Consider the following 20,682-nt stretch of genomic DNA (forward strand, 5'->3'; position numbering starts at 1 on the left):
CTTAGCGCAGGATGCGTAGCGAATCCACCGGGCTGCGACCGATGCGATGTTTCACGTGGAACGGGATTTACGAGGCTATCGAAGCTTCTTGAAGCTGGTCCTTAACCGGTCCAGTCAAATAGTCCGTGAGAACCGAGACATCGAAGTGACCGTCTTCCCATGCAATATCTGCCGCCTTCAGCGCGTCATAATAGGGTTGCCGATTTTCTCGAATGCGCTCCGGCACAATTTTCTTCCCCGGCAAATGACCACCATACGCCAAGCAAATCAGATAGTAGCTCGCAGCGCGAGCGGTCCTGCCATTTCCCTCAACAAATGGATGAATCCAGTTCAGGCGCCAAAGAACGTAAGCAGGAAGTTCTATAGGGTTCCGCGCCTTTGACCAATTTTCGTGCACTACCGAAAGGCATCGATCCATTAACGTTGGCACCTCCTTGAAATGAGGCGGTATATGCTTCCCAACGTAAATCGGCTCTTCTCGGAATCGACCTCCAAATTGCGCAATGTTGGACACCGCGGCAGCGTTCAAACTCCACAACGTATATTTGTCAAAAAACTCGATGCCCTTGGTCAAGCCAATGTCGATACAATTTGCCAACAGATCATACTGCCGGAGCAAGTTTTGCTCCTGCACTCTGTCAAACATGTCCTTATCATCTTGTTCGCGAATGGACATCCGCCTGAGCCCTCTACGTGCTCACGTCAGGGCGAAACCAATCTAATATGGCTCGAAGCCAGCCGCACGGTATCCTTGGTTACACCGTCCGAATGAAAAGCATTGCCAAAGGCAAAACTGATGCGCTGCTCACGCAGCATTTCCTCGGTAACCTGAATCGAGCGCGTGCTTTCGAAAAGAGACACCAGCTCTGGATCAGCCTTTTTCGACGAAAGAAATTGCTTTCGCGCTGCCACTGGCTTTCTCCTAAAGAACGATTGCAGGATTTAGCACTAAATGTAGTAAAAAATCAAGAGAATCCAACACGATTCATCGGATAGTTGGATAACTGACTCACTTCCCTATACAAAAACCCGAAAACAGCGCGTCGAGCATATCCTCGACCCCCGCGCGCCCCGTGATCCGGTCGAGCGCGACGCTCGCGAGCCGCAGCCGTTCGGCGAGCAGGATCAGATCGCCCGCCTCGCGAGCGCCAGCCTCGATCGTCAGCCATTGCTTTGCCTCGGCAAGTGCCGTGCGCTGGCGGTGGCGCAGCGCCGCCTCGCCCTCGCGCGGCAACAAGGTGCGCGCCATCTCGACGATCGCGGCGTGGAGCTGACCCATCCCCTCGCCCGTTGCGGCCGACAGGATAAGGTCGCAGCGCGCGGATGCGGCCTCGGATGCGGCGTCGCCCGCCCATTTGTCGGCCTGCGCCGCAATCAGGATCGCGCGCGGATGCGCGGGTACGGCTTTCGGTTCGCCGAGCCACAGCAGGATATCCGCCGCCTCGACTGCCGCCTTCGCGCGATCGATCCCGATCGCTTCGATATCGTCGGCACCTTCGGCGCGCAGCCCCGCGGTATCCGAAAAGCGCATCGCGATCCCGTCGAGCGCCAGCGGCGTTTCGATCACATCGCGTGTCGTGCCCTCGAAGGGCGAAACGATCGCCAGCTCCCGCTGCGCCAAGGCATTGATCAAGGTTGATTTTCCGGCATTGGGCGGCCCTGCGATGACCACCGACACCCCGTCGGCGATCACTTCGGCAGCGGGCCGCGCCAGCCATTCGCCCAGCTCCTCCGCCAGCGCGCCCATGCCCTCGATCAGCCGCTGCGCGGCCCCGTCGTAAACGTCGACATCATCCTCATCGGCAAAATTCAGCTCGGCCTCGGCGCCCGCCATCAGGCCGAGCAAGCGCTCCTGCCAACTCTCGACCGCGCGCGAGACATGCCCGCTCGCCAGCCCCAGCGCCTGCACCCGTTGGCTCTCGGTTTCCGCGGCGAGCAGATCGGCAAGCCCCTCGGCTTCGGCCAGATCGATCCGTCCGCTCAGAAAGGCCCGCCGCGTGAATTCGCCGGCCTCGGCGCGGCGCAGCCCCGGCATGGCGCCCAGCGCGCCTTCGACCGCCGCCACCACGGCGCGCCCGCCGTGCAGATGCAGCTCGGCCAGATCTTCGCCCGTCGCCGTCGCCGGTCCCGGAAACCACAGGACGAGTGCGCGATCGAGCGGCGCGCCGTGACCGTCCTTCAATTCGGCGAGCGACGCGTGGCGCGGCGCGGGCAAGCGGCCAGCAAGGCGTTGCAGCGCCGCCGCGGCTTGCGGACCGCTCACGCGCACCACCGCTATCGCTGCCGGCGGCATCCCGCTCGACAACGCAAAAATCGTATCACTTACAGTGTCTTGGATCAGCTCTTGCGCCCCTTGGCGGCCTTGTCGTCATCGGCCTTGTCGGTCGATTTCGACGCGCCGCCCATCAACCCGCCGCCGAACTGCCCGAGCAGCGACTGGACGAGGCCCAGCCCGCTTTCGCCCATCGGCACCCAGGTCTTGACCATCTGTTGGACCATGTCGGGGGTGATCCCCTTTGCCATGAGCTCCTTGACCCGGCTCAGATAGATGTCGTGCAGCGGCTCGAGGTCGGGAAGCCCGACCAGCCGCCGTGCCTCCTCGGGGGTGCAATCGATCTCGATATTGAATTTCATCGCTTGGCCTTCCCCTATCGACGCTTGAGCCGCGCCCCAACGGCGGCTAGCTTCGCGCTTTCCCTCCCAATTGGCAAGAGTCAGGAGCTTCCCTCATGTCCGCGACGAACACGACCATCCCCGCGCTCGACGGCGAAGGTAACATTCCCGCCTATGTCGCGCGTCCCGACGCCGATTCGTCGCGCGCGATCATCGTCATTCCCGAAATCTTCGGCGTGAACGCCGGGATTCGCGAGAAATGCGACGATTGGGCTGCCGAGGGCTATCTGGCGATCGCGCCCGACATCTTCTGGCGCTTCGCCCCGGGCGTCGAGCTCGACCCTGATGTCGAAGCCGAGTTGCAGGAAGCGTTCGGCTATTTCGGCCAATATGACGCCGACCTCGGCATCCAGGACATCGAAGCGGCGATCCGCTGGCTGCACGCGCAGGGCGCCGGCAAGGTCGGCTGCGTCGGCTTCTGCCTCGGCGGCCGCCTCGCCTACATGACCGCGGCGCGCACCGACATCAACGCGTCGGTCGGCTATTATGGTGTGATGATCGACCAGATGCTCGGCGAAAGCCACGCGATCGCGCACCCGCTGATGCTGCACGTGCCGACCGCCGACCACCTCGTCGGGCCCGAAGCGCAGGCCAAGATGCACGAGGGGCTCGACCCGAACCCGAAGGTCACACTTCACGATTATGCCGGCCTCGACCATGGCTTCGCCGCGACGAGCGGCAACCGCCGTGACGCCGCGGGCGCCGAGCTGGCCGACGGCCGCACCCGCGCCTTTTTCACCGAGCATCTCGCATGAGCGCGCGCGACGGCGTCGCCGCCTGGCATGGCTATATGCAGACGGGCAATGCAGAGGCGCTGAAAGAGCTTCTCGCCGAGGATGCGGTCTTCCACTCGCCCGTCGTCCACACCCCGCAGGAAGGCCGCGACAAGGTCTTCGCCTATCTCCACGCCGCGAGCCACGTCCTTGGCGGCGAGAATTTCCGCTATCTGCGCGAGATCGTCGACGGCGACCAGGCGATGCTCGAATTCCAGAGCGAACTCGACGGCATCCAGATCAACGGCGTCGACATCATCCGCTGGAATGCAGACGGACAGATAAGTGATTTCAAAGTGATGGTTCGCCCGCTCAAGGCGATCAACAAGGTCTGGGAGAAGATGGGCGCGATGCTCGCGGCGCAATCCGGATGAGCGGCGGGGGGCTTTCGCCATGCACCGCCTGATCGCCTTCCCGATCCTGATCGCCGCGATCGCCTTCGCGGGCTGGTGGCCGCCGGCGCGCTGGACGCTTCTGCTCTGGGTGCCGCTCCTCCTCCTCGCCACCTACGACGCGCTTCAGCGCCACCACAGCCTGCGCCGCAACTTCCCGCTGATCGCACGCATCCGCTGGTTGTTCGAGGCAGCGCGCCCCTTTCTCTATGCCTATGTCGTCGAAAGCCCGCTCGACGGACGCCCCTTCGCGCGCGTCGAGCGCGACATCGTCTATGCGCGTGCCAAGGGCGAGCTCGACAGCCATCCGTTCGGCACCGAACTCGACGTCTATTCCGACGAATATGAATGGATGAGCCACAGCATGGCGCCCGCGATGGCGCCCGACCGGACCCAGCGCCCGACCGTCGGCACATCGCAATGTTCGCAGCCCTACCAGCCCGCTTTGCTCAACATCTCGGCGATGAGCTTCGGCTCGCTTGGCGCGAATGCCATCGAAGCGCTCAACCTCGGCGCAAAGCTCGGCAATTTCTATCACGACACCGGCGAAGGCAGCGTCAGCCCATATCACCGCCTCCATGGCGGCGACATCGTCTGGGAGCTGGGCAGCGGCTATTTCGGTTGCCGCGACGACGACGGCCACTTCGACCCCGATCGCTTTCGCGACCATGCCGCGGACTCCCAGATCAAGATGATCGAGATCAAGCTCAGCCAGGGCGCCAAGCCCGGCCATGGCGGCGTCCTTCCGGGCGCGAAGGTCAGCGCCGAGATTGCCGCGACGCGCGGCGTCCGCGAAGGACAGGATTGTATTTCGCCCGCCGCGCATTCGGCCTTTTCGACGCCGCTGGAGATGATCCTGTGGGCCGCGAAACTGCGTGAATTATCGGGAGGAAAGCCCGTCGGGATCAAACTGTGCGTGGGTCAGCCGCACGAAATCTATGCCGTCATGAAGGCGATGATCGAAACCGGAATCCGCCTCGACTTCATCGTCGTCGACGGCGCCGAGGGCGGCACCGGCGCGGCGCCGGTCGAATTTTCGAACAGCATCGGCATGCCGCTGCGCGAAGGGCTGATTTTCGTGCGCAACGCGCTCGTCGGGTGCGGGCTCAAGGACGAGATCCGCCTCGCCGCGTCGGGCAAGGTGCATTCGGGCGCGGGACTCGCGATCAACTGCGCGCTCGGCGCCGACTGGTCGAACGCCGCGCGCGCCTTCATGTTCACATTGGGCTGCGTCCAGTCGCTCAAATGCCACACCGACCATTGTCCGACCGGGGTCGCAACGCAGGATCCCGGCCGCCAGCGCGGCCTGGTGGTCGAGGAAAAGGCCGAACGCGTCCGCCGCTTCCAGGCGGCGACGGTCCATGCGCTGTGGGATATCAGCTGCGCGATGGGGCTCGACAATCCGTGGCAGATCATGCCGCACCACCTCCACGAACGCCTCAATTCGGCGCGCTCGGACTCGATCGACCGCATCTATAAATTCTATGAGCGCGGCGTGTTGCTCGACGATCCCGATTCGGTCGCGGGCGCGCGCTATTGGGCGATGGCCCGCGCCGACAGCTTCCGCGCGGCCTGTTAGATACCCCTCGCCGCACAAAGATCTTCGAGAATAGGCATATCAACCTTTAGATTTTCGCTTCTAACTTGAGAGTAAATCTCAACGATCTCTATGACTTCCTGAGAAATTTCTTTGACGGTTAGAAAAAAACCGAAAGCCAGCTGACCGCCCTTTAAAAGTTCGAGAACTTTCTCATCGCTTTCGATAAGTAATGCTTCCGTCTTGCTGACAAAAAGGCTTGTTCCCAAAGTACGAGCAGCAAACTCCGAAGCCTCTCTGGCGTCAGTGAAACCTTTCATTTTCGTTAGCTCGTGGATCACTGATCTTATTCGGGCTGGCCGAGCGCCAAGTTCAAGCATCCTGTTGATCGAACGTAGAACGATGACGTCGCCAAAAGTATATTTCCTCACTCGCCCGTGGCGCCGATCTTCAACATTCTCTCGGATAAATGTGCCTTCACGCTCAAGATGATTAAGCATGTATGGCTTCTTGAAGCCAGCCAGGCGCGCTGCTTCAGCAGAGGTAAAATTGCCATCCATAAATATAGTATTGCGCGATACTATGTAATTTGCAAGTAGAACGGACGAGCAACCCCATATATTGTATCTCCCATATTCATCCACCAACTACAGGTTGATGCTCTATGGTCTATGCTGAAATTCGCTTCATGAATCTGAACGATTGGCGCGGTCAGCTGCGTGAGTCTGATACCGACGAAAAGATTGGCGAGGAATGGCAAGCCAGCCAGCGAGGCGAGTTAATTGGAAAAATGTCGGGGATGATTCCGTTGACGCATTTGTCATTTCACGACGCCAATTCACCCCTTTTCGATTAGCTAGTGTCTAGATCAGGCTGAGCCCGGCCAGTTCGCGATACAGTTCGGGCGGCAACTCGCCGATCCCGTCGCCAACGTCGACGCCCTTGGGCGCATCGTCATCGGCCAGATACCGCCACCCCTGATGCGCGCGCTTCGGTTGCGGATGGATGCGCTCGAGATCGGCGACGCACACGATATCGACGCGCCCGTCGCTGCGGTCCTCGAACCGCAGGATTTCCACGCGCCCGACCAGTATGTGCTTCACGATGAAGTGGAGCTTGCCGCCGATCAGCTCGTCGGCGCGCTTCGGCCGGTACCGCGTGGCAAAGCGGATCTCGCCGTCAGCGGCATAATTTGCGATCCGTGCTTCCAGGGCCGGATAGTCGGCGCAGCCGACGGCGACGCGGGTCATGTGAAGGGCTGGCATCTTTTGCATATGGGGCGCCGACGACGAATCGCCAGCCCGTCACTCAGCGTCCGATGAACTCCAGGAAATGCGGATGCACATCGTGCCAGCCGTCCCAGATCATCTTGCCCGCGACATAGACGATCACCAGCAAGCCGACCCACGCGATCCAGCGATAGCGTTCGATATATTTGGCGATGACGTTCGCCGCGACGCCCATCATCGCGACCGCGAAGATCAGCCCGACGATCAGGATCCCCGGATGCTCGCGCGCAGCACCGGCGACCGCCAGGACATTGTCGAGGCTCATCGACACATCGGCGATCGCGACGCCCCACGCGGCGGCGGCAAAAGTTTTGGCCGGACGAAGGCCCGAATCCTCGTCGCCCGCGACTTCGGGCGATCCGGTCGATTCGCCATGCCCGCTGCGGATATCGCGCCACATGCGCCACGCCACCCACAGCAGCAGGATGCCGCCCGCGAGCACGAGCCCGACGATGCCGAGCAATTGCTGGACGACGAGCGCAAAGCCGATGCGGAGCACGAGCGCGGCGCCGACGCCGATCAGGATCACCTTTCGGCGCTGGTCGGCGGGCAGGCCCGCGGCCAGCGCGCCCACGACGATCGCATTGTCGCCCGCCAGGACCAGGTCGATCAGCAGCACCTGGATGAAGGCGGTAAAGGCCGCAGGCTCGGTGATGTTGGAAAAATCATGGACGATCGCGTCCCAGATTCCCCCCGAAGCCGGCGCTCCCGCCGCGAACAAGATCGTGTCCCAAATCATCTCAGCGCACCCATCCGAACAAATGGCCCAGACCGATCACGGGATCGACCCAGCCGTCATAAATCATCTTCACCGCCACATAGAGTATCACGACCAGCCCGACCCAGGCGATCCAGTGATAGCGCTGCAGCAACTTGGCGACATAGTTGGCGGCAAGCCCCATGACGAGCACCGTGAAGGTCATGCCGACGAACAGCAAGGCGGGATTCTCGCGCGCGATCGATGCGACGAGCAGGACATTGTCGATGCTCATCGACAAGTCGGCGATCGTGATCGCGACCGCGGCCTTGAAAAAGCTCTGCGTCGCGGGCGCGCCCTCGATTTCGGGTGTGTCGGGATCGTCGACCGGCCCGCTCGCCGGCGCCGGCCGGATCTCGCGGTACATATTATAGGCGACCCACAGCAACAGCAGTCCACCCGCGAACACCAGGCCGGTAACCTTGAGCAGCTGCGTCGCGATCATCGCGAAGCCGATCAGAAAGATCAGCGCCATGCCGACGCCGAACATCAGCACGCGCTTGCGCTCGCGTTCGGGAAGGCGGCCGGCGATCGTCCCCATGATCAGGACATTGTCGCCCGCCATGGTCAGGTCACCGATGATGATCTGCCCCAGCAGCAACAGACCGGGTCCGGTCAGGATCGCCGAAAAATCCATCACAGCGCCTCTCCGAAATAGCTGACCTCGGGAACCGGGTCATAAAAAGGATGCAGCAGCGACCGCCACTGCCGATAGCGGTCCGATTGCCGAAAGCCATCGCGATGATCTTCGATCGACTGCCATTCTGCCAACAACAGATAGGGCTGTCCGGTTCCTGTCGGCCGGTGAATTTCGAGCGAAATAAAACCTGGCGACGCTTCGATCAAAGGTCGCGCTTCGGCGACGGCCGCCTCGAACGCCGCTTCGCTGCCCGCACGCACGGGAAGCAAGGCATGCTCGATCACGGCCATCGACTGGGCTTATTGATTCATCGAATCGAAGAAATCTTCGTTCGTCTTCGAATCCTTGATCTTGTCGAGCAGGAATTCCATCGCGTCGATGGTGCCCATCTGCATGAGGATGCGGCGAAGCACCCACATTTTCGACAGCTTGTCCTTCTCGACGAGCAGCTCTTCCTTGCGGGTGCCCGACTTTCCGACGTCCAGAGACGGGAAGATGCGCTTGTCCGAAACCTTGCGATCGAGCACGATTTCCGAGTTGCCCGTGCCCTTGAATTCTTCAAAGATCACTTCGTCCATGCGGCTGCCGGTATCGATCAGCGCGGTCGCGATGATCGACAGCGAACCGCCTTCCTCGATGTTGCGCGCGGCGCCGAAGAACCGCTTCGGACGCTGCAACGCATTGGCGTCGACGCCGCCGGTCAGCACCTTGCCCGAGCTCGGGACGACGGTGTTGTAGGCGCGGCCAAGGCGCGTGATCGAATCGAGCAGGATGACGACATCCTTCTTGTGCTCGACCAGGCGCTTGGCCTTTTCGATCACCATTTCGGCGACCTGGACGTGGCGCGTCGCCGGTTCGTCAAAGGTCGACGAGACGACTTCGCCCTTCACGCTGCGCTGCATGTCGGTGACTTCCTCGGGACGTTCGTCGACCAGCAGGACGATCAGATAGACCTCGGGATGGTTGTCGGTGATCGCCTTGGCGATATTCTGAAGCAGCACCGTCTTGCCCGTGCGCGGCGGCGCGACGATCAAGGCGCGCTGCCCCTTGCCCTGCGGGCTGACCAGGTCGATGACGCGCGCCGACTTGTCCTTCACCGTCGGGTCGACCGTGTCGAGCGACAGCTTCTGGTTCGGATAGAGCGGCGTCAGATTGTCGAAATTGACGCGATGGCGGACGACATCTGGATCGTCGAAATTGACGCTGATCAGCTTGGTCAGCGCAAAATACCGTTCGCCGTCCTTTGGCGCGCGAATTTCGCCCTCGACGGTGTCGCCGGTGCGCAGGCCATATTTGCGGACCTGGTTCGGCGAGACATAGATGTCGTCGGGACCGGCCAGATAATTGGCCTCCGACGAGCGCAGGAACCCGAAGCTGTCGGGGAGGACTTCGATCGTGCCCGACCCGATGATTTCCTCGCCCTCTTCGGCGAGTTCTTTCAGGATCGAGAACATCAGGTCCTGCTTGCGCAGCGTCGAGGCGCCCTCGACGCCCAGTTCCTCAGCCATTTCGACAAGCTGGGCGGGCGCTTTGGTTTTGAGTTCTTTAAGATGCATGGATGGATTCCGGGTAATGGGTCAGGAAGAGTTTGGACTAAATTCGTTGCACCAGGGGGTGCCTATCCGGCTGTGGGACAGCCGTTCAAGATAGATCGACGCATCGAAGCGCCGCCCGCCGGAAGCGGGGTTGATCGGCCCCTATAACCGGCGCGGAGCCAAGTCAATCGCACCTGCGCCTCGCCGGCGGCAACATTCGACCACTCGTTCCCCTTTTTCGTCACCCTGAACTTGTTTCAGGGTCCATGGCCTTACACCTCAGCGTTGCGCCTGTGGATGCTGAAACAAGTTCAGCATGACGATAGCAGGATGGGATAGTTCAAAAAGGCCGCACGATCACCAGGATGACGACCAGCGCCGCGGCGACGCCGGGGACTTCGTTGAGCAGGCGCAGCTGCTTCTCGGTCAGCGGGCGCTCGCCCTTCGCCAGCTTCTTCGCATAGCCGATCATCCAGCCATGATAGCCGGAGAGCGCGACGACGATCAGGAATTTCGCGATGAACCAGCCCTGGTGCCAGGTGTCGCCGTTGAAGGCGAGCATCAGGCCCAGGATCCAGACGAGCATGATCGACGGATTCAGGATGATCTTGCGCAGGCGATCTTCGCGCTCGATCCACTTCCTGTCTTCGTCGGACCCCACCGCGCTTTGGTGGTGATAGACGAAGAAGCGCGGCATCATGAACAGGCCGGCCATGAAAAAGATCACGAAGATGACATGCGCCGCTTTGACCCACAGCATCGTCACCCCCAAGAATCCCGCCAGTTCCATAAGTCCTGCTCCAAACTCCGATTATCCACGGACGCGCCGGATCAAATGTTCGACATGGGCGATGGGCGTGTCGGGCACGATGCCATGGCCGAGGTTGAAGATATGGGGGCGGTCGGGGAACGCTGCAAGGATACGGTCGATCGCGGTATCGAGCGCCTCGCCGCCGGCGACGAGCGCGAGCGGATCGAGATTGCCCTGGACCGGCAGATGCGCGGGCAACGCCTTGTCGGCCCAGACCGGATCGACCGTCTCGTCGAGACCGATCGCATCGGCACCGACCTCGTTCGCATAGGCGACCAGCTTGCCGCCCGCACCCTTCGGAAACCCGATGATCGGGGTGTCGGGGTGCAACGCCTTCAGTCGCGCCACGATTTCGGCGTTGGGCGCGATGACCCAGCGTTCGAACTGCGCGGGGCTCAGGCTGCCCGCCCAGCTGTCGAACAGCTGCACCGCCTCGACGCCATTTTCGATCTGTCCCGACAGATAGGTCACGCTCAAATCGACGATCGCATCGATGATTGCGCCGAACGCGGCCGGATCGCCGAACGCGAGCCGACGGGCAGCGGCCTGGTCCTTCGAACCCTGCCCCGCCACCATATAGGTCGCGACCGTCCACGGGCTCCCTGCAAAGCCCAGGAAGGTCGTCTCGGCGGGCAGCGACGCCGCGACGCGCGCGACGGTCCCATAGACGGGGTCGAGCCGCTGTGGGGCCGCTTCGAGCGACGCCAGCGCGCTGTCGACCAGCGGCGGTGCCAGCCGCGGTCCTTCGCCGGCCTCGAACCACAGATGCTGGCCGAGCGCGTGCGGGATCACCAGAATGTCGGAAAACAGGATCGCGCCGTCGAAACCGAAGCGGCGGATCGGTTGCAACGTCACTTCGGCCGCAGCTTCGCTGTCATAGCAAAGCTCGAGGAACCCACCCTTGGTTTCGCGAAGGGCGCGATATTCGGGAAGATACCGGCCTGCCTGGCGCATCAGCCACAGCGCGGGCTTGTCCTGCCGCACCCCGCGCAGCGTTGCCAGCAAGCTCTTCGACGACGCCTTCACGCGGGCCCTCTTTCTCTCTTCATATAGTATATAATATGATTGTGGTTGATTGTTGGTCGGCGGACAGCGCGGCTTTAGGCGGCAGCGTCGCTTTTGCCAACAGCTTGACTCGGCGCGCCGCACGTCCCGGTACGGAGTCGCCAGCGCCCATTCCCGTAATTCACAGCCTGTGGATAAGATTCATACGCTGTGGACAAACGGTGGAGCGGAATCGGCAGCGCCGGGGATGAATCCACCGTCCCGATTCTGTCCCTGCGCTTATCCGACATTTATCCACAGGTCGTTTTTCGGCCGCTCCGGTCCGATCCGGGATTGTCTTTTTCCGCGGCTTTCCGCCATGGTGGCGCGATGGGCCGGCTGCATCTTCACCTCATATCCGATTCCACGGGCGAGACGCTCGAAAATATCGCCAAGGCAGCGATCGCGCAGTTCGACGATGTCGAAGTGGTCCGCCATTTCTGGCCGATGGTGCGGTCCGAATCGCATCTCGACCGCATCATCGCCGAAGTGCAGGCGAGTCCGGGCATGATCCTCTTCACGCTGGTGAGCGGCGAGCTTCGCGCCAGCCTGGAACGCCGCGCCGCGGCGCTCAACCTGCCGATCGTCCCCGCGCTCGATGCCGTCACCGACGCGCTGTCACGGATGCTGGGACAGGAAGCCAAAGCGCGTCCCGGCCGCCAGCATCAGCTCGACGCCGCCTATTTCGCGCGCGTCGAGGCGATCCAGTTCACCGTGGCGCACGACGACGGCATCGGCTGGGAAAATTGGGAAGAGGCCGACATCGTCCTTGCCGGGGTGTCGCGGACGTCGAAGACGCCGACGAGCATCTATCTTGCGAACCGCGGCTACAAGACCGCGAATATTCCGATCGTCCCCGAATCGCCGCCGCCGCCCGCGCTCTATACGCTCAGGAAGCCGCTCGTCGTCGGGCTGACGACCGGGCTCGACCGGCTCGTCCAGGTCCGCCGCAATCGGCTGCTCTCGCTCAACCAGGCGCCCGAAACATCCTATGTCGACGACGAGAATGTGAAGGCCGAACTCGCCTATGCGCGGCGGATGTTCGCTGACAATGGCTGGCCGGTGATCGATGTGACGCGCCGTTCGATCGAGGAAACCGCCGCCGCGGTGATCAAGCTGTTCGAGGATCGCGGCGCGGCATGACCTCTTCGACTTCGCTCAGGACGGGCTTGCTCCTCGCTTCGCAAAGCAGCGGTCGCGCTGCGATGCTGCGCGCCGCCGGGCTCGTCTTCGACAGCAGCCCCGCGCATGTCGACGAGGAAGCGCTCACCGCGTCGCTGCTGGCTGCGGGGCAGACCCCGCGCAACATCGCCGACGCGCTGGCCGAGGCGAAGGCCGTCAAAATCTCGTCGCGGCTTCGCGGCGTCACCGTGATCGGCGCCGATTCGACGCTGGCGCTCGACGACGGCACGATGCTGGCGAAGCCCGAAACGCCGGATGAAGCCGCGGCGCATCTTCGCCGCATGGCCGGAACGCGCCACCGCCTGTTCAGCGCCGCGGTCGCTGCGCAGGACGGCACGCCGGTGTGGCGCGCGATCGGCGAGGCGAAACTGTGGATGCGCCCCTTGTCCGACGCCTTCATCGCCGACTATGTCGCGCAAAACTGGGACAGCATCCGCTGGACCGTCGGCTGCTACGAGATCGAGGGGGCGGGCGTGCAATTATTCGACCGGGTCGAGGGCGACCCCTGGACCATCATCGGCATGCCGATGCTGCCGCTGCTGGCATGGCTGCGCGCGACCGGACGGGCGCCGTCATGAGCGGTCCTTTCGCAGACGTGATCGGCGATCCGATTGCGCATTCCAAATCGCCGCTGATCAACAATTTCTGGCTGAAGGCGCTCGGCCTCGCCGGCGACTATCGCCGCGCGCATGTCAAACCCGATGATCTGGCCAGCTACATCGCCGACCGCCGCGCCGACGCCGACTGGCGCGGATGCAACGTCACCATCCCGCACAAGCTGGCGGTGATGGATCTGGTCGACGATCCCGGCGACATCCGCGGCACCATCGGCGCGATGAACACCATCGTGCGGCAAAAGGACGGATCGCTGATCGGCACCAACACCGATGCGGCGGGCTTTTATTCGCCGCTGGCCGAGCTCGACCTTTCCGGCGCGCCGGTCGCGGTCGTCGGTGCCGGCGGCGCGGCGCGCGCCGTCCTTTTCGCGCTCGCTCGCGCCGGCGTCGGCAACGTCACCATCCTCAATCGCTCGCCGCTGAAAGCGATGGGCCTGCTAGCGACCTTCGGGCTGAAGGGCGACGTCGTCGGCCTCGACGCCGCGCTCCCGCCGGTATCGCTGCTGGTGAACAGCAGCAGCCTCGGCATGACCGGCCAGCCGCCGCTCGACCTTGACCTCTCTCCGCTTCCCACCGACGCGATCGTCTATGACCTTGTCTATGCCCCGCTCCCGACCGGCCTGCTCAAGGCGGCCGAAGCGCGCGGGCTCGACACCGTCGACGGGCTCGACATGCTGATCGGCCAGGCGTCGCTCGCGTTCGAGCTGTTCTTCGGCAAATCGCCGCCCGAGGGTCGCGACGAGGAACTGCGCGCCTTGCTGACCGCATGAGCTTCACCAGGCGCCCTGGCTCGCGGCTTCGCCGCCCCTTCATCCTCGGGCTCACCGGCTCGATCGGCATGGGCAAATCGACCGCGGCGCTGATGTTCGAACGCGAAGGCGTCCCCGTCTTCGACGCTGACGCCGAAGTCCACCGGCTGCAGGGCCCCGGCGGCGCGCTCGTCGCCGCGATCGAGGCGCGCTTTCCCGGCACCACCGGCTCCAACGGCGTCGACCGCCAGAAACTCGGCGCCCGCGTCCTGGGTAATGGCCATGAACTGGCGGCGCTCGAAGCGATCATCCACCCTGCGGTCGGGAGAGCGCAACAGCGCTTCCTCGCGCGGCACCGCGCGCGCGATCTTGTCATCCTCGACATCCCGCTGCTTTTCGAAAAGGGTGGCTGGCGAAAGGTCGGCGCGATCGCGGTCGTCTCGGCCCCGGCCTGGATGCAGACCAAACGCGTGATGCGCCGCCGCGGCATGACCCATGCCAAGCTGAAAGCGATCCGCCGCCTGCAGGTGCCCGACCGCGTCAAGCGCGCGCGCGCCGATTTCATCATCGAAACGGGACGCCCGAAAAGCGAGACGCACCGCCAGATTCGCGCCATCGCCTCTTGTTTCCGCGCGCGATAGGGTCCAGATTATCCGTCCGATGCGTGAAATTATTTTCGATACGGAAACCACAGGACTCGATCCCAAGGCAGGGCACAGGCTGGTCGAAATCGGTTGCATCGAACTGGTCGACCGCCGCGAATCGGGGCGGACCTTTCATGCCTATTTCCATCCCGAACGCGACATGCCGGCGGAGGCCGAGGCGGTGCATGGCCTGTCGATCCAGTTTCTGTCGGACAAGCCGCTCTTTGCGTCGCGTGTCGACGATCTGATCGAATTTCTGGGTGATGCGCCGCTGGTCGCGCACAATGCCGCGTTCGACTTCGGTTTCGTCAATGCCGAGCTTGCCCGGGCCGGGCGTCCGGCGCTCGACATGGGGCGGATGTGCTGCACCGTGCAGATGGCGCGCAAGCTCCATCCGGGCGGCAAGCACAGCCTCGATGCGCTGTGCACGCGCTATGGCATCGACCGCAGCCACCGCATCAAGCATGGTGCGCTGCTCGACGCCGAACTTCTCGCGCATCTCTATATCGAAATGACCGGCGGGCGGCAGATCGGGCTCGGCCTTGCGGCAGACGCCGCTGCGGGCCGTGGCGCCGATGCCGATCGGGCTCGCCCCTCCGCGCCTGCCCGTCCGTTTCGCGAACCGCGCCCGCATGCGGCAACGCCTGCCGAGCTTGCGCGCCATACCGAATTCGTAGCCGCTCTGAATCAACCTTTGTGGCACGATAGTCCGTAGCGGCCTCCCCGCCGCACACGAGACCCTGAAGGAGAAGAAAAATGGAAATCCGCGTCTCTGGCCACCAGATCGAAACCGGCGAAGCGCTGCAGGCGCATGTGTCGGACCGGATGAACGCGATTGCCGACAAATATTTCTCCCGCGCGATCGGCGCGCACGCGACCTTCGGCAAAGGACCCCATGAAAGCTTTCAGTGCGACATCGTCGCGCATGTGATGCAGGGCCTCGTGCTCAAGGGGCATGGCCAGGCGCAGGACGCGCATGTCGCGTTCGAGGGTGCGGCCGAACGGATCGAGAAACAGCTCAGGCGCTATATGCGACGACTGAAGGACCGCAACTCCAGCCCCGTCGCCGCCGTCCCGTCGATCGACGAGATCGACGATAACGCCAGCTACACGGTGTTCGACGCCGGGGCCGAGGAAGAAGATGCCGGCGATGCGCCCGCGATCATTGCCGAAACGCGCGTCGATATTCCGACGAGCAGCGTGTCGGATGCGGTGATGATGCTCGACCTTCGCAACACCAACGCGCTGCTCTTCGTCAACAGCAAGACCGACAAGCATAATATGGTCTATCGCCGCGACGACGGCACGATCGGCTGGGTCGAACCGCGGTAAGCGGGCCGTCGCTGCCCGGACAACGCTTTCGGCGGAAGGGCAAAGCCTTTCCGCCGTCAAGCGCCGAACGGTTCACGATAGGGCTGGATTTTCTTTGCCATCCGGCCTAAGGGCCGCGCCCAACGATGCCCGGATGGCGGGACCTGCCACACGACCGATCCCATGATCGATTGCCAACAGGATGAACCGGGCGCGGGCCTGGCGGACAAGATTTGACCAAAGCAATGAACCTATCCTCTCTTCTCTATCCGGCGACCGTGCGCGCGCATGTGCAGCTGGATTCGAAAAAGGCGTTTTTCCCCTTCGTCGGCGATCTCGCCGCGCGGTCGCTCGGCCTCGATGCCGGCGAAGTCAGCGAAGCGCTGCTCGAGCGCGAGCGTCTGGGCTCGACCGGTTTCGGTCGCGGCATTGCGCTGCCGCATGCGAAAATGCCCGACCTGTCGGGCGTGCGCGGCCTGTTCCTCCAGCTTGCGCGTCCGGTCGATTTCCAGTCGGTCGACGGATTGCCTGTCGATCTGCTGTTCGTCCTGCTGTCGCCGCTCGATGCCGGCGCCGACCATCTGAAAGCGCTTGCGGGTGTGTCGCGCATGCTCCGCAACGACAGCGTCGCCGAACGGCTGCGCGGCGCGAAAAGCGACGAGGCGTTGTACGCGATGCTCGTCGACGCCGAAACGCGTGACGCGGCCTGACATAAGGTCAGCCCTGCCCCTGCGAAGGCAGCGGCTCATCACCGAAGCTATGGTTTCTCATCGTCTTTCGCTTGATTGGCAAAGGCTGGACGGTGATTCCTTGGCTTCGCAGCGGTACAAACCGACATGAGCAGGCTCAAAAGCCGCTTTCTCGTCGATCTGTTGCTGCGCCGAACCGAAGCCGCCGGCGGTTTTGCGACAATTCTTGCCAAGGGCGACGAAACCTCGGGAATCATTCTCGTCCAGTGCAGCGACCGCGGCGAAGCGGGGCCGTTACTCGAACGGCGCTTTTCGGCGAGCGGCACCTATATCTGGGAGCCAGTTGGTCCCGACGGCACAAAAGATGGTGAATCGCGCACAAACTACCAGGACCGGCGGCGCAACGCCGATCCCGATCTTTGGATAATTGAACTGGATATCGCAGATGCGCCACGACTCGTCGCGGAGTGGGGCGCGTTAACTTGACTCTGTTGCGGTGCACAATATTTGGCCTGCATCCAATAACGCGTAGGTCGTCCCGTGGGTTGCTCTGCTTTGGCAAGCCGCCCGCCAAACGGTTCGGACACGCAGTCGGATGATGGCCGCAGGCAGTACAGAGCCGGATTAGCTCAGCTGCCTGTTTTTGTTTCGGTCCATCAACCGCCCTTTTGACGGAATATATGAGTCGTATTTTGAACGTCGCCAGCGTGGCTGCCGTCGGCTTGACTGCCGCCTCCATGCTGTTGCTGGCCGAACCGGGCTTCGCGAGTGATCTCGCCGAAAGCGCGAATCTTCCTGCCATCACGCTGACCGATGCCGATGCGCCGGTCGCAATGGTCCAGGCGGATCTGTCGACCGAAGCTACCCAGCCGGTCGTCACCCCCAATCCCGACAGCTCGATCCCCGACAGCGAGGCCAAGCCGGCCGTCGAGCCGAAGCCGGCTCCGATCGACGCCGACACGCTCGCCGAACTCGTCGCCGCGACCGCGCGTCCGGCCGACATGGACGCCGAACTGCGCTGCCTTGCCAGTGCCGTCTATTTCGAATCGCGCGGCGAATCGCTGCCCGGGCAGCTGGCGGTCGCGCATGTCGTGATCAACCGCGCCAATTCGGGCCGTTTCCCGAAGAGCCTCTGCGGCGTCGTCCACCAGCCGAGCCAGTTCAGCTTCGTGCGCGGCGGCAAGATGCCGGCGATCCGCGAAGGCGCACAGTGGAACAATGCCGTGGCGATCGCCCAGATCGCCCGCGACGGCAGCTGGAAGAACCAGGCGCCGGGTGCGCTCTTCTTCCACGCCCGCTACGTCTCGCCGGGCTGGCGCAAGACGCGCGTCGCGTCGATCGACAACCACATCTTCTATCGCTGACCGACATGGGGTGGCCCAAAGGGCTGCCCCGTTCACTAACGTCGTCCCCGATTTGCTATCGTCATCCCGGACTTGATCCGGGATCCACGGCGGCAATGGCGTGGCCCCCGGATCAAGTCGGAGAATATGCCTTTGAGGCAGGTAGGATTGTGTTCCCCGGCGAACGCCGGGGTCCAGATTGCCGTGCGCTCCGCCGCATGGGCCCCGGCTTTCGCGGGGGAACACGTCCTTGTCTTAAGGGCATATTCTCCGATCACGTCCGGGTGACGCGTGCCAAAGCATCGCGTTCATTGCCAAGCCATTATTCGTGGCGCATGATCGCGCGATGACGCGTTTGAACTCTGTCGCCCTGCTCACCGCAGTGGCGCTCGCCCTTGGCGGCTGTGCTACCGCAGTCCCCCCCGTCGAAGTGACCCGTTTCCACAATGCCGCCCCCGGTTGGGCGCCGGGAACGCGCTACACGGTCGACGAGGCACCGCTTGGCGATCCGTCGGCAATGGCGGGCGCCCGCACCGCTTCGCTCGAATGGACCACGTATCGCGGCGCGGTCGAGCAGCAGCTTCAGCGCCAGGGTCTTGTCGCGGCTTCGGCCGGCGAACGCGCCCCGCTCAACGTCCGTATCGGTTTCGATCGCAGCGAACAGGTCGGCGTGGGCAAGCGCTCGCCGGTTTCGGTCGGCGTCGGCGGCTCGACCGGCAGCTATGGCTCGGGGGTCGGGCTCGGCATCGGCCTCAACCTCGGCGGCGGGCCGAAGCGGATGGCGGACCTTCAGCTATCGGTGCGGATCGACGACGCGGCGAGCGGCCAGGCTTTGTGGGAAGGCCGCGCGCTAACCGCGGTGCCGGTCAAGGCCCCCGCCGCGCAGCCGTCGCTTGCCGCCGCGAAATTGGCCGACGCTTTATTCAGGGACTTCCCCGGCGAATCGGGACGCACTATCAGCGTCCCATGAGCATCAGCATCAACGCCGCTTTCGACAGCGGCAATATCGTCGTGGAATCGGTCGACGGCACGTCGGCGCGCCTGTCGATCCGCAAGGATCGCGACTCCGATTTCTTCCAATGGTTTCACTTTCGCGTCGCGTGCACGGTCGGCGACGCGCTCGACCTCGCGATCACCGGCCTGTCTGCGTCGGCCTATCCCGACGGCTGGCCCGACTACGCCGTTTGCGCGAGCAGCGACCGCGAGCATTGGTTCCGCCTCGACACCAGCTATGATTCGGCCGCGGGGACGCTGACCGTCCGCCACACCGCCGAAAGCCCGATCCTCTGGCTCGCCTATTTCGCGCCCTATTCGATGGAGCGCCACCACGACCTCGTCGCGTCGGTCGCCGAGTGCGAGGGCGTCACCTATCGCTGTCTCGGCACCAGCCTCGAAGGCCAGCCGATCGACTGCCTCGAAATGGGGACCGGCGACACGCAGGTGTGGCTCTATGCGCGCCAGCATCCTGGGGAGAGCATGGCCGAATGGTGGATGGAGGGCGCGCTTGAAAAGCTCACCGATCCCGCCGATCCGCACGCGCGGTCGCTGCGCCAGAAGTGCCGCTTTCACATCATCCCGAACATGAATCCCGACGGCTCGTGCCGCGGCCATCTGCGCACCAATTTCGCTGGCGTGAACCTCAACCGCGAATGGGACAATCCGACGCCCGAGCGCAGCCCCGAAGTGCTCGCGGCGCGCAATGCGATGGATGCGACCGGCGTCGACTGGGCGATGGACGTCCATGGCGACGAGGCGATCCCCGCGGTCTTCCTCGCCGGCTTCGAGGGTATCCCGTCGCTCAAGGCCGGGCAGACCGAAAAATACAAGGCGTTCCAGTCTGCGCTCGCGGCGAACACGCCCGATTTCCAGGTCGATCTCGGCTATGTCGAATCGGCGCCGGGCAAGGCGAACCTGTCGATGTCGACGACTCAGCTCGCCGAACGGTTCGGCGCGGTGTCGATGACCATCGAAATGCCGTTCAAGGACAACCGCGACCTGCCCGACCCGGTTCAGGGCTGGTCGCCCGAACGGTCGAAACTTCTCGCGCATGCGTGTCTCGCGACGCTGGACCAGCTGATCTGATGGCCGATGCGGCGCCCGCCTGGCGGATCGTCGAGGACGATCTGTCGGGCGCCGCCATCCGCGCGCTGCTCGAACAGCATTTCGCGGGCATGCTCGCCAACTCGCCCGCCGACAGCTGCCACTTCCTCGATTTCGACGGGTTGCGCGGCGACGGCGTGACCTTCTGGTCGATCCACCATGACCGCGAGCTGGCGGGCTGCGGCGCGCTCAAGCGGCTGGACGCATCGCACGGCGAGATCAAGTCGATGCGCACCGCCGACGCGTTTCTGCGCCAGGGCGTCGCGGCGCGCATGCTCGACCATATCATCGCCGAAGCGCGCGCGCGCGGGCTCGACCGGCTCAGCCTCGAAACCGGATCGGGCGCGGCGTTCGAACCCGCGCTCGCGCTCTATGCGCGCTATGGCTTCGCCGACTGCGACCCCTTCGCCGATTACCGCCCCGACCCGTTCAGCCGCTTCCTGACGCGCGCGCTCTAGACGCGAAAACGGGGCCCGGAAGCGACTCCGGACCCCGCGGCGTTCCAGCCCGTCGGCCAAGTCGGCGACCGGATGACGCGAATCGGGCAACGGCCTATACCCTGTTCAACAGGGCCATTGGCCTTCGCCGATAAGCCG

The 20,682-nt window shown here is 63.5% G+C and carries 28 protein-coding genes; 16 read left to right on the forward strand and 12 right to left on the reverse strand.

The window, feature by feature from the left end; genetic code table 11:
- Positions 1-67: 67 nt before the first annotated feature.
- The 4 genes from ACO055_RS13315 to ACO055_RS13330 all read right to left on the reverse strand — a co-directional run bounded on the left by ACO055_RS13315 (position 68) and on the right by ACO055_RS13330 (position 2,634).
- Complete coding sequence (locus tag ACO055_RS13315) at positions 68-676, reverse strand: Fic family protein (protein ID WP_422059371.1); 609 nt, start codon at positions 674-676, stop codon at positions 68-70.
- Positions 677-702: 26 nt separating this feature from the next.
- Positions 703-912, reverse strand: coding sequence for a hypothetical protein (locus ACO055_RS13320; protein ID WP_422059372.1), 210 nt, complete (start codon positions 910-912; stop codon positions 703-705).
- Between the two features lie 97 nt (positions 913-1,009).
- Positions 1,010-2,293 carry a tRNA uridine-5-carboxymethylaminomethyl(34) synthesis GTPase MnmE gene (gene mnmE, locus ACO055_RS13325; protein WP_422059373.1) on the reverse strand — a complete coding sequence of 428 codons (1,284 nt, stop codon included), beginning with the start codon at positions 2,291-2,293 and terminating at the stop codon, positions 1,010-1,012.
- A gap of 44 nt (positions 2,294-2,337) precedes the next feature.
- Positions 2,338-2,634 (reverse strand): DUF6489 family protein, encoded by a 297-nt coding sequence (locus ACO055_RS13330; protein ID WP_422059374.1) that lies wholly within the window; start codon positions 2,632-2,634, stop codon positions 2,338-2,340.
- A 95-nt stretch (positions 2,635-2,729) separates the two neighbouring features.
- Between ACO055_RS13330 and ACO055_RS13335 the strand changes: the two genes are divergently transcribed.
- From ACO055_RS13335 to ACO055_RS13345, 3 genes are read left to right on the forward strand one after another with little or no spacing between them, the layout of a single operon-like run.
- Positions 2,730-3,428 (forward strand): dienelactone hydrolase family protein, encoded by a 699-nt coding sequence (locus ACO055_RS13335; protein WP_422059375.1) that lies wholly within the window; start codon positions 2,730-2,732, stop codon positions 3,426-3,428.
- Positions 3,425-3,820, forward strand: coding sequence for a nuclear transport factor 2 family protein (locus ACO055_RS13340; protein ID WP_422059376.1), 396 nt, complete (start codon positions 3,425-3,427; stop codon positions 3,818-3,820). The genes ACO055_RS13335 and ACO055_RS13340 overlap by 4 nt, the downstream gene beginning before the upstream one ends.
- 19 nt (positions 3,821-3,839) lie before the next feature.
- On the forward strand, positions 3,840-5,417 hold the full coding sequence (locus ACO055_RS13345; RefSeq protein WP_422059377.1) for an FMN-binding glutamate synthase family protein: 1,578 nt from the start codon (positions 3,840-3,842) through the stop codon (positions 5,415-5,417).
- On the opposite strand, the gene ACO055_RS13350 is transcribed toward ACO055_RS13345, so the two are convergent.
- Entirely contained in the window at positions 5,414-5,935 is a 522-nt protein-coding gene (locus ACO055_RS13350) for a MerR family transcriptional regulator (RefSeq protein ID WP_422059378.1), read from the reverse strand. The two genes, ACO055_RS13345 and ACO055_RS13350, sit on opposite strands and share 4 nt — an antisense overlap.
- Positions 5,936-6,039: 104 nt before the next feature.
- Here ACO055_RS13350 and ACO055_RS13355 point away from each other — a divergent pair, with 104 nt between their 5' ends.
- Positions 6,040-6,231: a hypothetical protein gene (locus ACO055_RS13355; RefSeq protein ID WP_422059379.1), complete on the forward strand. Its 192-nt coding sequence runs from the start codon at positions 6,040-6,042 to the stop codon at positions 6,229-6,231.
- Between the two features lie 7 nt (positions 6,232-6,238).
- On the opposite strand, the gene ACO055_RS13360 is transcribed toward ACO055_RS13355, so the two are convergent.
- The 7 genes from ACO055_RS13360 to hemE all read right to left on the reverse strand — a co-directional run bounded on the left by ACO055_RS13360 (position 6,239) and on the right by hemE (position 11,361).
- Complete coding sequence (locus ACO055_RS13360; protein WP_422059380.1) at positions 6,239-6,625, reverse strand: DUF1489 family protein; 387 nt, start codon at positions 6,623-6,625, stop codon at positions 6,239-6,241.
- 58 nt (positions 6,626-6,683) lie between these two features.
- On the reverse strand, positions 6,684-7,403 hold the full coding sequence (locus ACO055_RS13365; RefSeq protein WP_422059381.1) for a TerC family protein: 720 nt from the start codon (positions 7,401-7,403) through the stop codon (positions 6,684-6,686).
- Between the two features lies 1 nt (position 7,404).
- On the reverse strand, positions 7,405-8,058 hold the full coding sequence (locus tag ACO055_RS13370; RefSeq protein WP_422062466.1) for a YjbE family putative metal transport protein: 654 nt from the start codon (positions 8,056-8,058) through the stop codon (positions 7,405-7,407).
- A complete protein-coding gene (locus ACO055_RS13375) occupies positions 8,058-8,351 on the reverse strand; it encodes an antibiotic biosynthesis monooxygenase family protein (protein WP_422059382.1) in 294 nt (97 codons plus the stop codon). The genes ACO055_RS13370 and ACO055_RS13375 overlap by 1 nt, the downstream gene beginning before the upstream one ends.
- Before the next feature lie 9 nt (positions 8,352-8,360).
- Entirely contained in the window at positions 8,361-9,617 is a 1,257-nt protein-coding gene (gene rho / locus ACO055_RS13380; RefSeq protein WP_422059383.1) for a transcription termination factor Rho, read from the reverse strand.
- A 319-nt stretch (positions 9,618-9,936) separates the two neighbouring features.
- On the reverse strand, positions 9,937-10,386 hold the full coding sequence (locus ACO055_RS13385) for a CopD family protein (RefSeq protein ID WP_422059384.1): 450 nt from the start codon (positions 10,384-10,386) through the stop codon (positions 9,937-9,939).
- A 21-nt stretch (positions 10,387-10,407) separates the two neighbouring features.
- Positions 10,408-11,361: a uroporphyrinogen decarboxylase gene (gene hemE, locus ACO055_RS13390; RefSeq protein ID WP_422062467.1), complete on the reverse strand. Its 954-nt coding sequence runs from the start codon at positions 11,359-11,361 to the stop codon at positions 10,408-10,410.
- A gap of 420 nt (positions 11,362-11,781) precedes the next feature.
- On the opposite strand from hemE, the gene ACO055_RS13395 reads away from it, so the two are divergent.
- The 12 genes from ACO055_RS13395 (at position 11,782) to ACO055_RS13450 (ending at position 20,544) form a co-directional block, all read left to right on the forward strand.
- Positions 11,782-12,594 carry a pyruvate, water dikinase regulatory protein gene (locus tag ACO055_RS13395; protein WP_422059385.1) on the forward strand — a complete coding sequence of 271 codons (813 nt, stop codon included), beginning with the start codon at positions 11,782-11,784 and terminating at the stop codon, positions 12,592-12,594.
- Complete coding sequence (locus ACO055_RS13400) at positions 12,591-13,211, forward strand: Maf family protein (RefSeq protein ID WP_422059386.1); 621 nt, start codon at positions 12,591-12,593, stop codon at positions 13,209-13,211. The genes ACO055_RS13395 and ACO055_RS13400 overlap by 4 nt, the downstream gene beginning before the upstream one ends.
- Positions 13,208-14,020: a shikimate dehydrogenase gene (gene aroE, locus ACO055_RS13405; RefSeq protein WP_422059387.1), complete on the forward strand. Its 813-nt coding sequence runs from the start codon at positions 13,208-13,210 to the stop codon at positions 14,018-14,020. The genes ACO055_RS13400 and aroE overlap by 4 nt, the downstream gene beginning before the upstream one ends.
- Positions 14,017-14,640: a dephospho-CoA kinase gene (gene coaE / locus ACO055_RS13410; protein ID WP_422059388.1), complete on the forward strand. Its 624-nt coding sequence runs from the start codon at positions 14,017-14,019 to the stop codon at positions 14,638-14,640. Before aroE ends, coaE begins: the two co-directional genes overlap by 4 nt.
- A 19-nt stretch (positions 14,641-14,659) precedes the next feature.
- Positions 14,660-15,358, forward strand: a complete 699-nt coding sequence (gene dnaQ / locus ACO055_RS13415; RefSeq protein WP_422059389.1) for a DNA polymerase III subunit epsilon — start codon at positions 14,660-14,662, stop codon at positions 15,356-15,358.
- 41 nt (positions 15,359-15,399) lie between these two features.
- The gene (gene hpf, locus ACO055_RS13420) at positions 15,400-15,975 is read left to right on the forward strand and encodes a ribosome hibernation-promoting factor, HPF/YfiA family (protein WP_422059390.1); all 576 of its coding nucleotides are present in this window, start codon (positions 15,400-15,402) and stop codon (positions 15,973-15,975) included.
- A 224-nt stretch (positions 15,976-16,199) separates the two neighbouring features.
- Positions 16,200-16,664 carry a PTS sugar transporter subunit IIA gene (locus tag ACO055_RS13425; RefSeq protein WP_422059391.1) on the forward strand — a complete coding sequence of 155 codons (465 nt, stop codon included), beginning with the start codon at positions 16,200-16,202 and terminating at the stop codon, positions 16,662-16,664.
- 126 nt (positions 16,665-16,790) lie between these two features.
- Positions 16,791-17,129, forward strand: coding sequence for a DUF1491 family protein (locus tag ACO055_RS13430; RefSeq protein WP_422059392.1), 339 nt, complete (start codon positions 16,791-16,793; stop codon positions 17,127-17,129).
- Positions 17,130-17,323: 194 nt separating this feature from the next.
- Positions 17,324-18,007, forward strand: a complete 684-nt coding sequence (locus ACO055_RS13435) for a cell wall hydrolase (RefSeq protein WP_422059393.1) — start codon at positions 17,324-17,326, stop codon at positions 18,005-18,007.
- Between the two features lie 325 nt (positions 18,008-18,332).
- A complete protein-coding gene (locus ACO055_RS13440; RefSeq protein WP_422059394.1) occupies positions 18,333-18,956 on the forward strand; it encodes a DUF4136 domain-containing protein in 624 nt (207 codons plus the stop codon).
- Positions 18,953-20,068, forward strand: a complete 1,116-nt coding sequence (locus tag ACO055_RS13445; RefSeq protein ID WP_422059395.1) for a M14 family metallopeptidase — start codon at positions 18,953-18,955, stop codon at positions 20,066-20,068. The genes ACO055_RS13440 and ACO055_RS13445 overlap by 4 nt, the downstream gene beginning before the upstream one ends.
- Positions 20,068-20,544 carry a GNAT family N-acetyltransferase gene (locus ACO055_RS13450; RefSeq protein ID WP_422059396.1) on the forward strand — a complete coding sequence of 159 codons (477 nt, stop codon included), beginning with the start codon at positions 20,068-20,070 and terminating at the stop codon, positions 20,542-20,544. The genes ACO055_RS13445 and ACO055_RS13450 overlap by 1 nt, the downstream gene beginning before the upstream one ends.
- Positions 20,545-20,682: the final 138 nt, after the last annotated feature.

Source organism: Sphingopyxis sp., assembly GCF_965227415.1.
In the GTDB taxonomy this organism is placed as follows: Bacteria; Pseudomonadota; Alphaproteobacteria; order Sphingomonadales; family Sphingomonadaceae; genus Sphingopyxis.

What these genes read in the sequence shown, in the direction of transcription:
- ACO055_RS13330 (WP_422059374.1), bottom strand. Translation starts at nt 2,634, where the DNA reads ATGAAATTCAATATCGAGATCGATTGCACCCCCGAGGAGGCACGGCGG.
- ACO055_RS13385 (WP_422059384.1), bottom strand. Translation starts at nt 10,386, where the DNA reads ATGGAACTGGCGGGATTCTTGGGGGTGACGATGCTGTGGGTCAAAGCG.
- ACO055_RS13400 (WP_422059386.1), top strand. Translation starts at nt 12,591, where the DNA reads ATGACCTCTTCGACTTCGCTCAGGACGGGCTTGCTCCTCGCTTCGCAA.
- dnaQ (WP_422059389.1), top strand. Translation starts at nt 14,660, where the DNA reads ATGCGTGAAATTATTTTCGATACGGAAACCACAGGACTCGATCCCAAG.
- ACO055_RS13370 (WP_422062466.1), bottom strand. Translation starts at nt 8,058, where the DNA reads ATGGATTTTTCGGCGATCCTGACCGGACCCGGTCTGTTGCTGCTGGGG.
- ACO055_RS13440 (WP_422059394.1), top strand. Translation starts at nt 18,333, where the DNA reads ATGACGCGTTTGAACTCTGTCGCCCTGCTCACCGCAGTGGCGCTCGCC.
- ACO055_RS13430 (WP_422059392.1), top strand. Translation starts at nt 16,791, where the DNA reads ATGAGCAGGCTCAAAAGCCGCTTTCTCGTCGATCTGTTGCTGCGCCGA.
- ACO055_RS13315 (WP_422059371.1), bottom strand. Translation starts at nt 676, where the DNA reads ATGTCCATTCGCGAACAAGATGATAAGGACATGTTTGACAGAGTGCAG.
- ACO055_RS13375 (WP_422059382.1), bottom strand. Translation starts at nt 8,351, where the DNA reads ATGGCCGTGATCGAGCATGCCTTGCTTCCCGTGCGTGCGGGCAGCGAA.
- ACO055_RS13350 (WP_422059378.1), bottom strand. Translation starts at nt 5,935, where the DNA reads ATGGATGGCAATTTTACCTCTGCTGAAGCAGCGCGCCTGGCTGGCTTC.
- hpf (WP_422059390.1), top strand. Translation starts at nt 15,400, where the DNA reads ATGGAAATCCGCGTCTCTGGCCACCAGATCGAAACCGGCGAAGCGCTG.
- ACO055_RS13365 (WP_422059381.1), bottom strand. Translation starts at nt 7,403, where the DNA reads ATGATTTGGGACACGATCTTGTTCGCGGCGGGAGCGCCGGCTTCGGGG.
- ACO055_RS13435 (WP_422059393.1), top strand. Translation starts at nt 17,324, where the DNA reads ATGAGTCGTATTTTGAACGTCGCCAGCGTGGCTGCCGTCGGCTTGACT.
- ACO055_RS13355 (WP_422059379.1), top strand. Translation starts at nt 6,040, where the DNA reads ATGGTCTATGCTGAAATTCGCTTCATGAATCTGAACGATTGGCGCGGT.
- ACO055_RS13335 (WP_422059375.1), top strand. Translation starts at nt 2,730, where the DNA reads ATGTCCGCGACGAACACGACCATCCCCGCGCTCGACGGCGAAGGTAAC.
- ACO055_RS13345 (WP_422059377.1), top strand. Translation starts at nt 3,840, where the DNA reads ATGCACCGCCTGATCGCCTTCCCGATCCTGATCGCCGCGATCGCCTTC.
- ACO055_RS13340 (WP_422059376.1), top strand. Translation starts at nt 3,425, where the DNA reads ATGAGCGCGCGCGACGGCGTCGCCGCCTGGCATGGCTATATGCAGACG.
- hemE (WP_422062467.1), bottom strand. Translation starts at nt 11,361, where the DNA reads ATGCGCCAGGCAGGCCGGTATCTTCCCGAATATCGCGCCCTTCGCGAA.
- ACO055_RS13445 (WP_422059395.1), top strand. Translation starts at nt 18,953, where the DNA reads ATGAGCATCAGCATCAACGCCGCTTTCGACAGCGGCAATATCGTCGTG.
- ACO055_RS13450 (WP_422059396.1), top strand. Translation starts at nt 20,068, where the DNA reads ATGGCCGATGCGGCGCCCGCCTGGCGGATCGTCGAGGACGATCTGTCG.
- ACO055_RS13425 (WP_422059391.1), top strand. Translation starts at nt 16,200, where the DNA reads ATGAACCTATCCTCTCTTCTCTATCCGGCGACCGTGCGCGCGCATGTG.
- ACO055_RS13360 (WP_422059380.1), bottom strand. Translation starts at nt 6,625, where the DNA reads ATGACCCGCGTCGCCGTCGGCTGCGCCGACTATCCGGCCCTGGAAGCA.
- ACO055_RS13395 (WP_422059385.1), top strand. Translation starts at nt 11,782, where the DNA reads ATGGGCCGGCTGCATCTTCACCTCATATCCGATTCCACGGGCGAGACG.
- coaE (WP_422059388.1), top strand. Translation starts at nt 14,017, where the DNA reads ATGAGCTTCACCAGGCGCCCTGGCTCGCGGCTTCGCCGCCCCTTCATC.
- aroE (WP_422059387.1), top strand. Translation starts at nt 13,208, where the DNA reads ATGAGCGGTCCTTTCGCAGACGTGATCGGCGATCCGATTGCGCATTCC.
- mnmE (WP_422059373.1), bottom strand. Translation starts at nt 2,293, where the DNA reads ATGCCGCCGGCAGCGATAGCGGTGGTGCGCGTGAGCGGTCCGCAAGCC.
- rho (WP_422059383.1), bottom strand. Translation starts at nt 9,617, where the DNA reads ATGCATCTTAAAGAACTCAAAACCAAAGCGCCCGCCCAGCTTGTCGAA.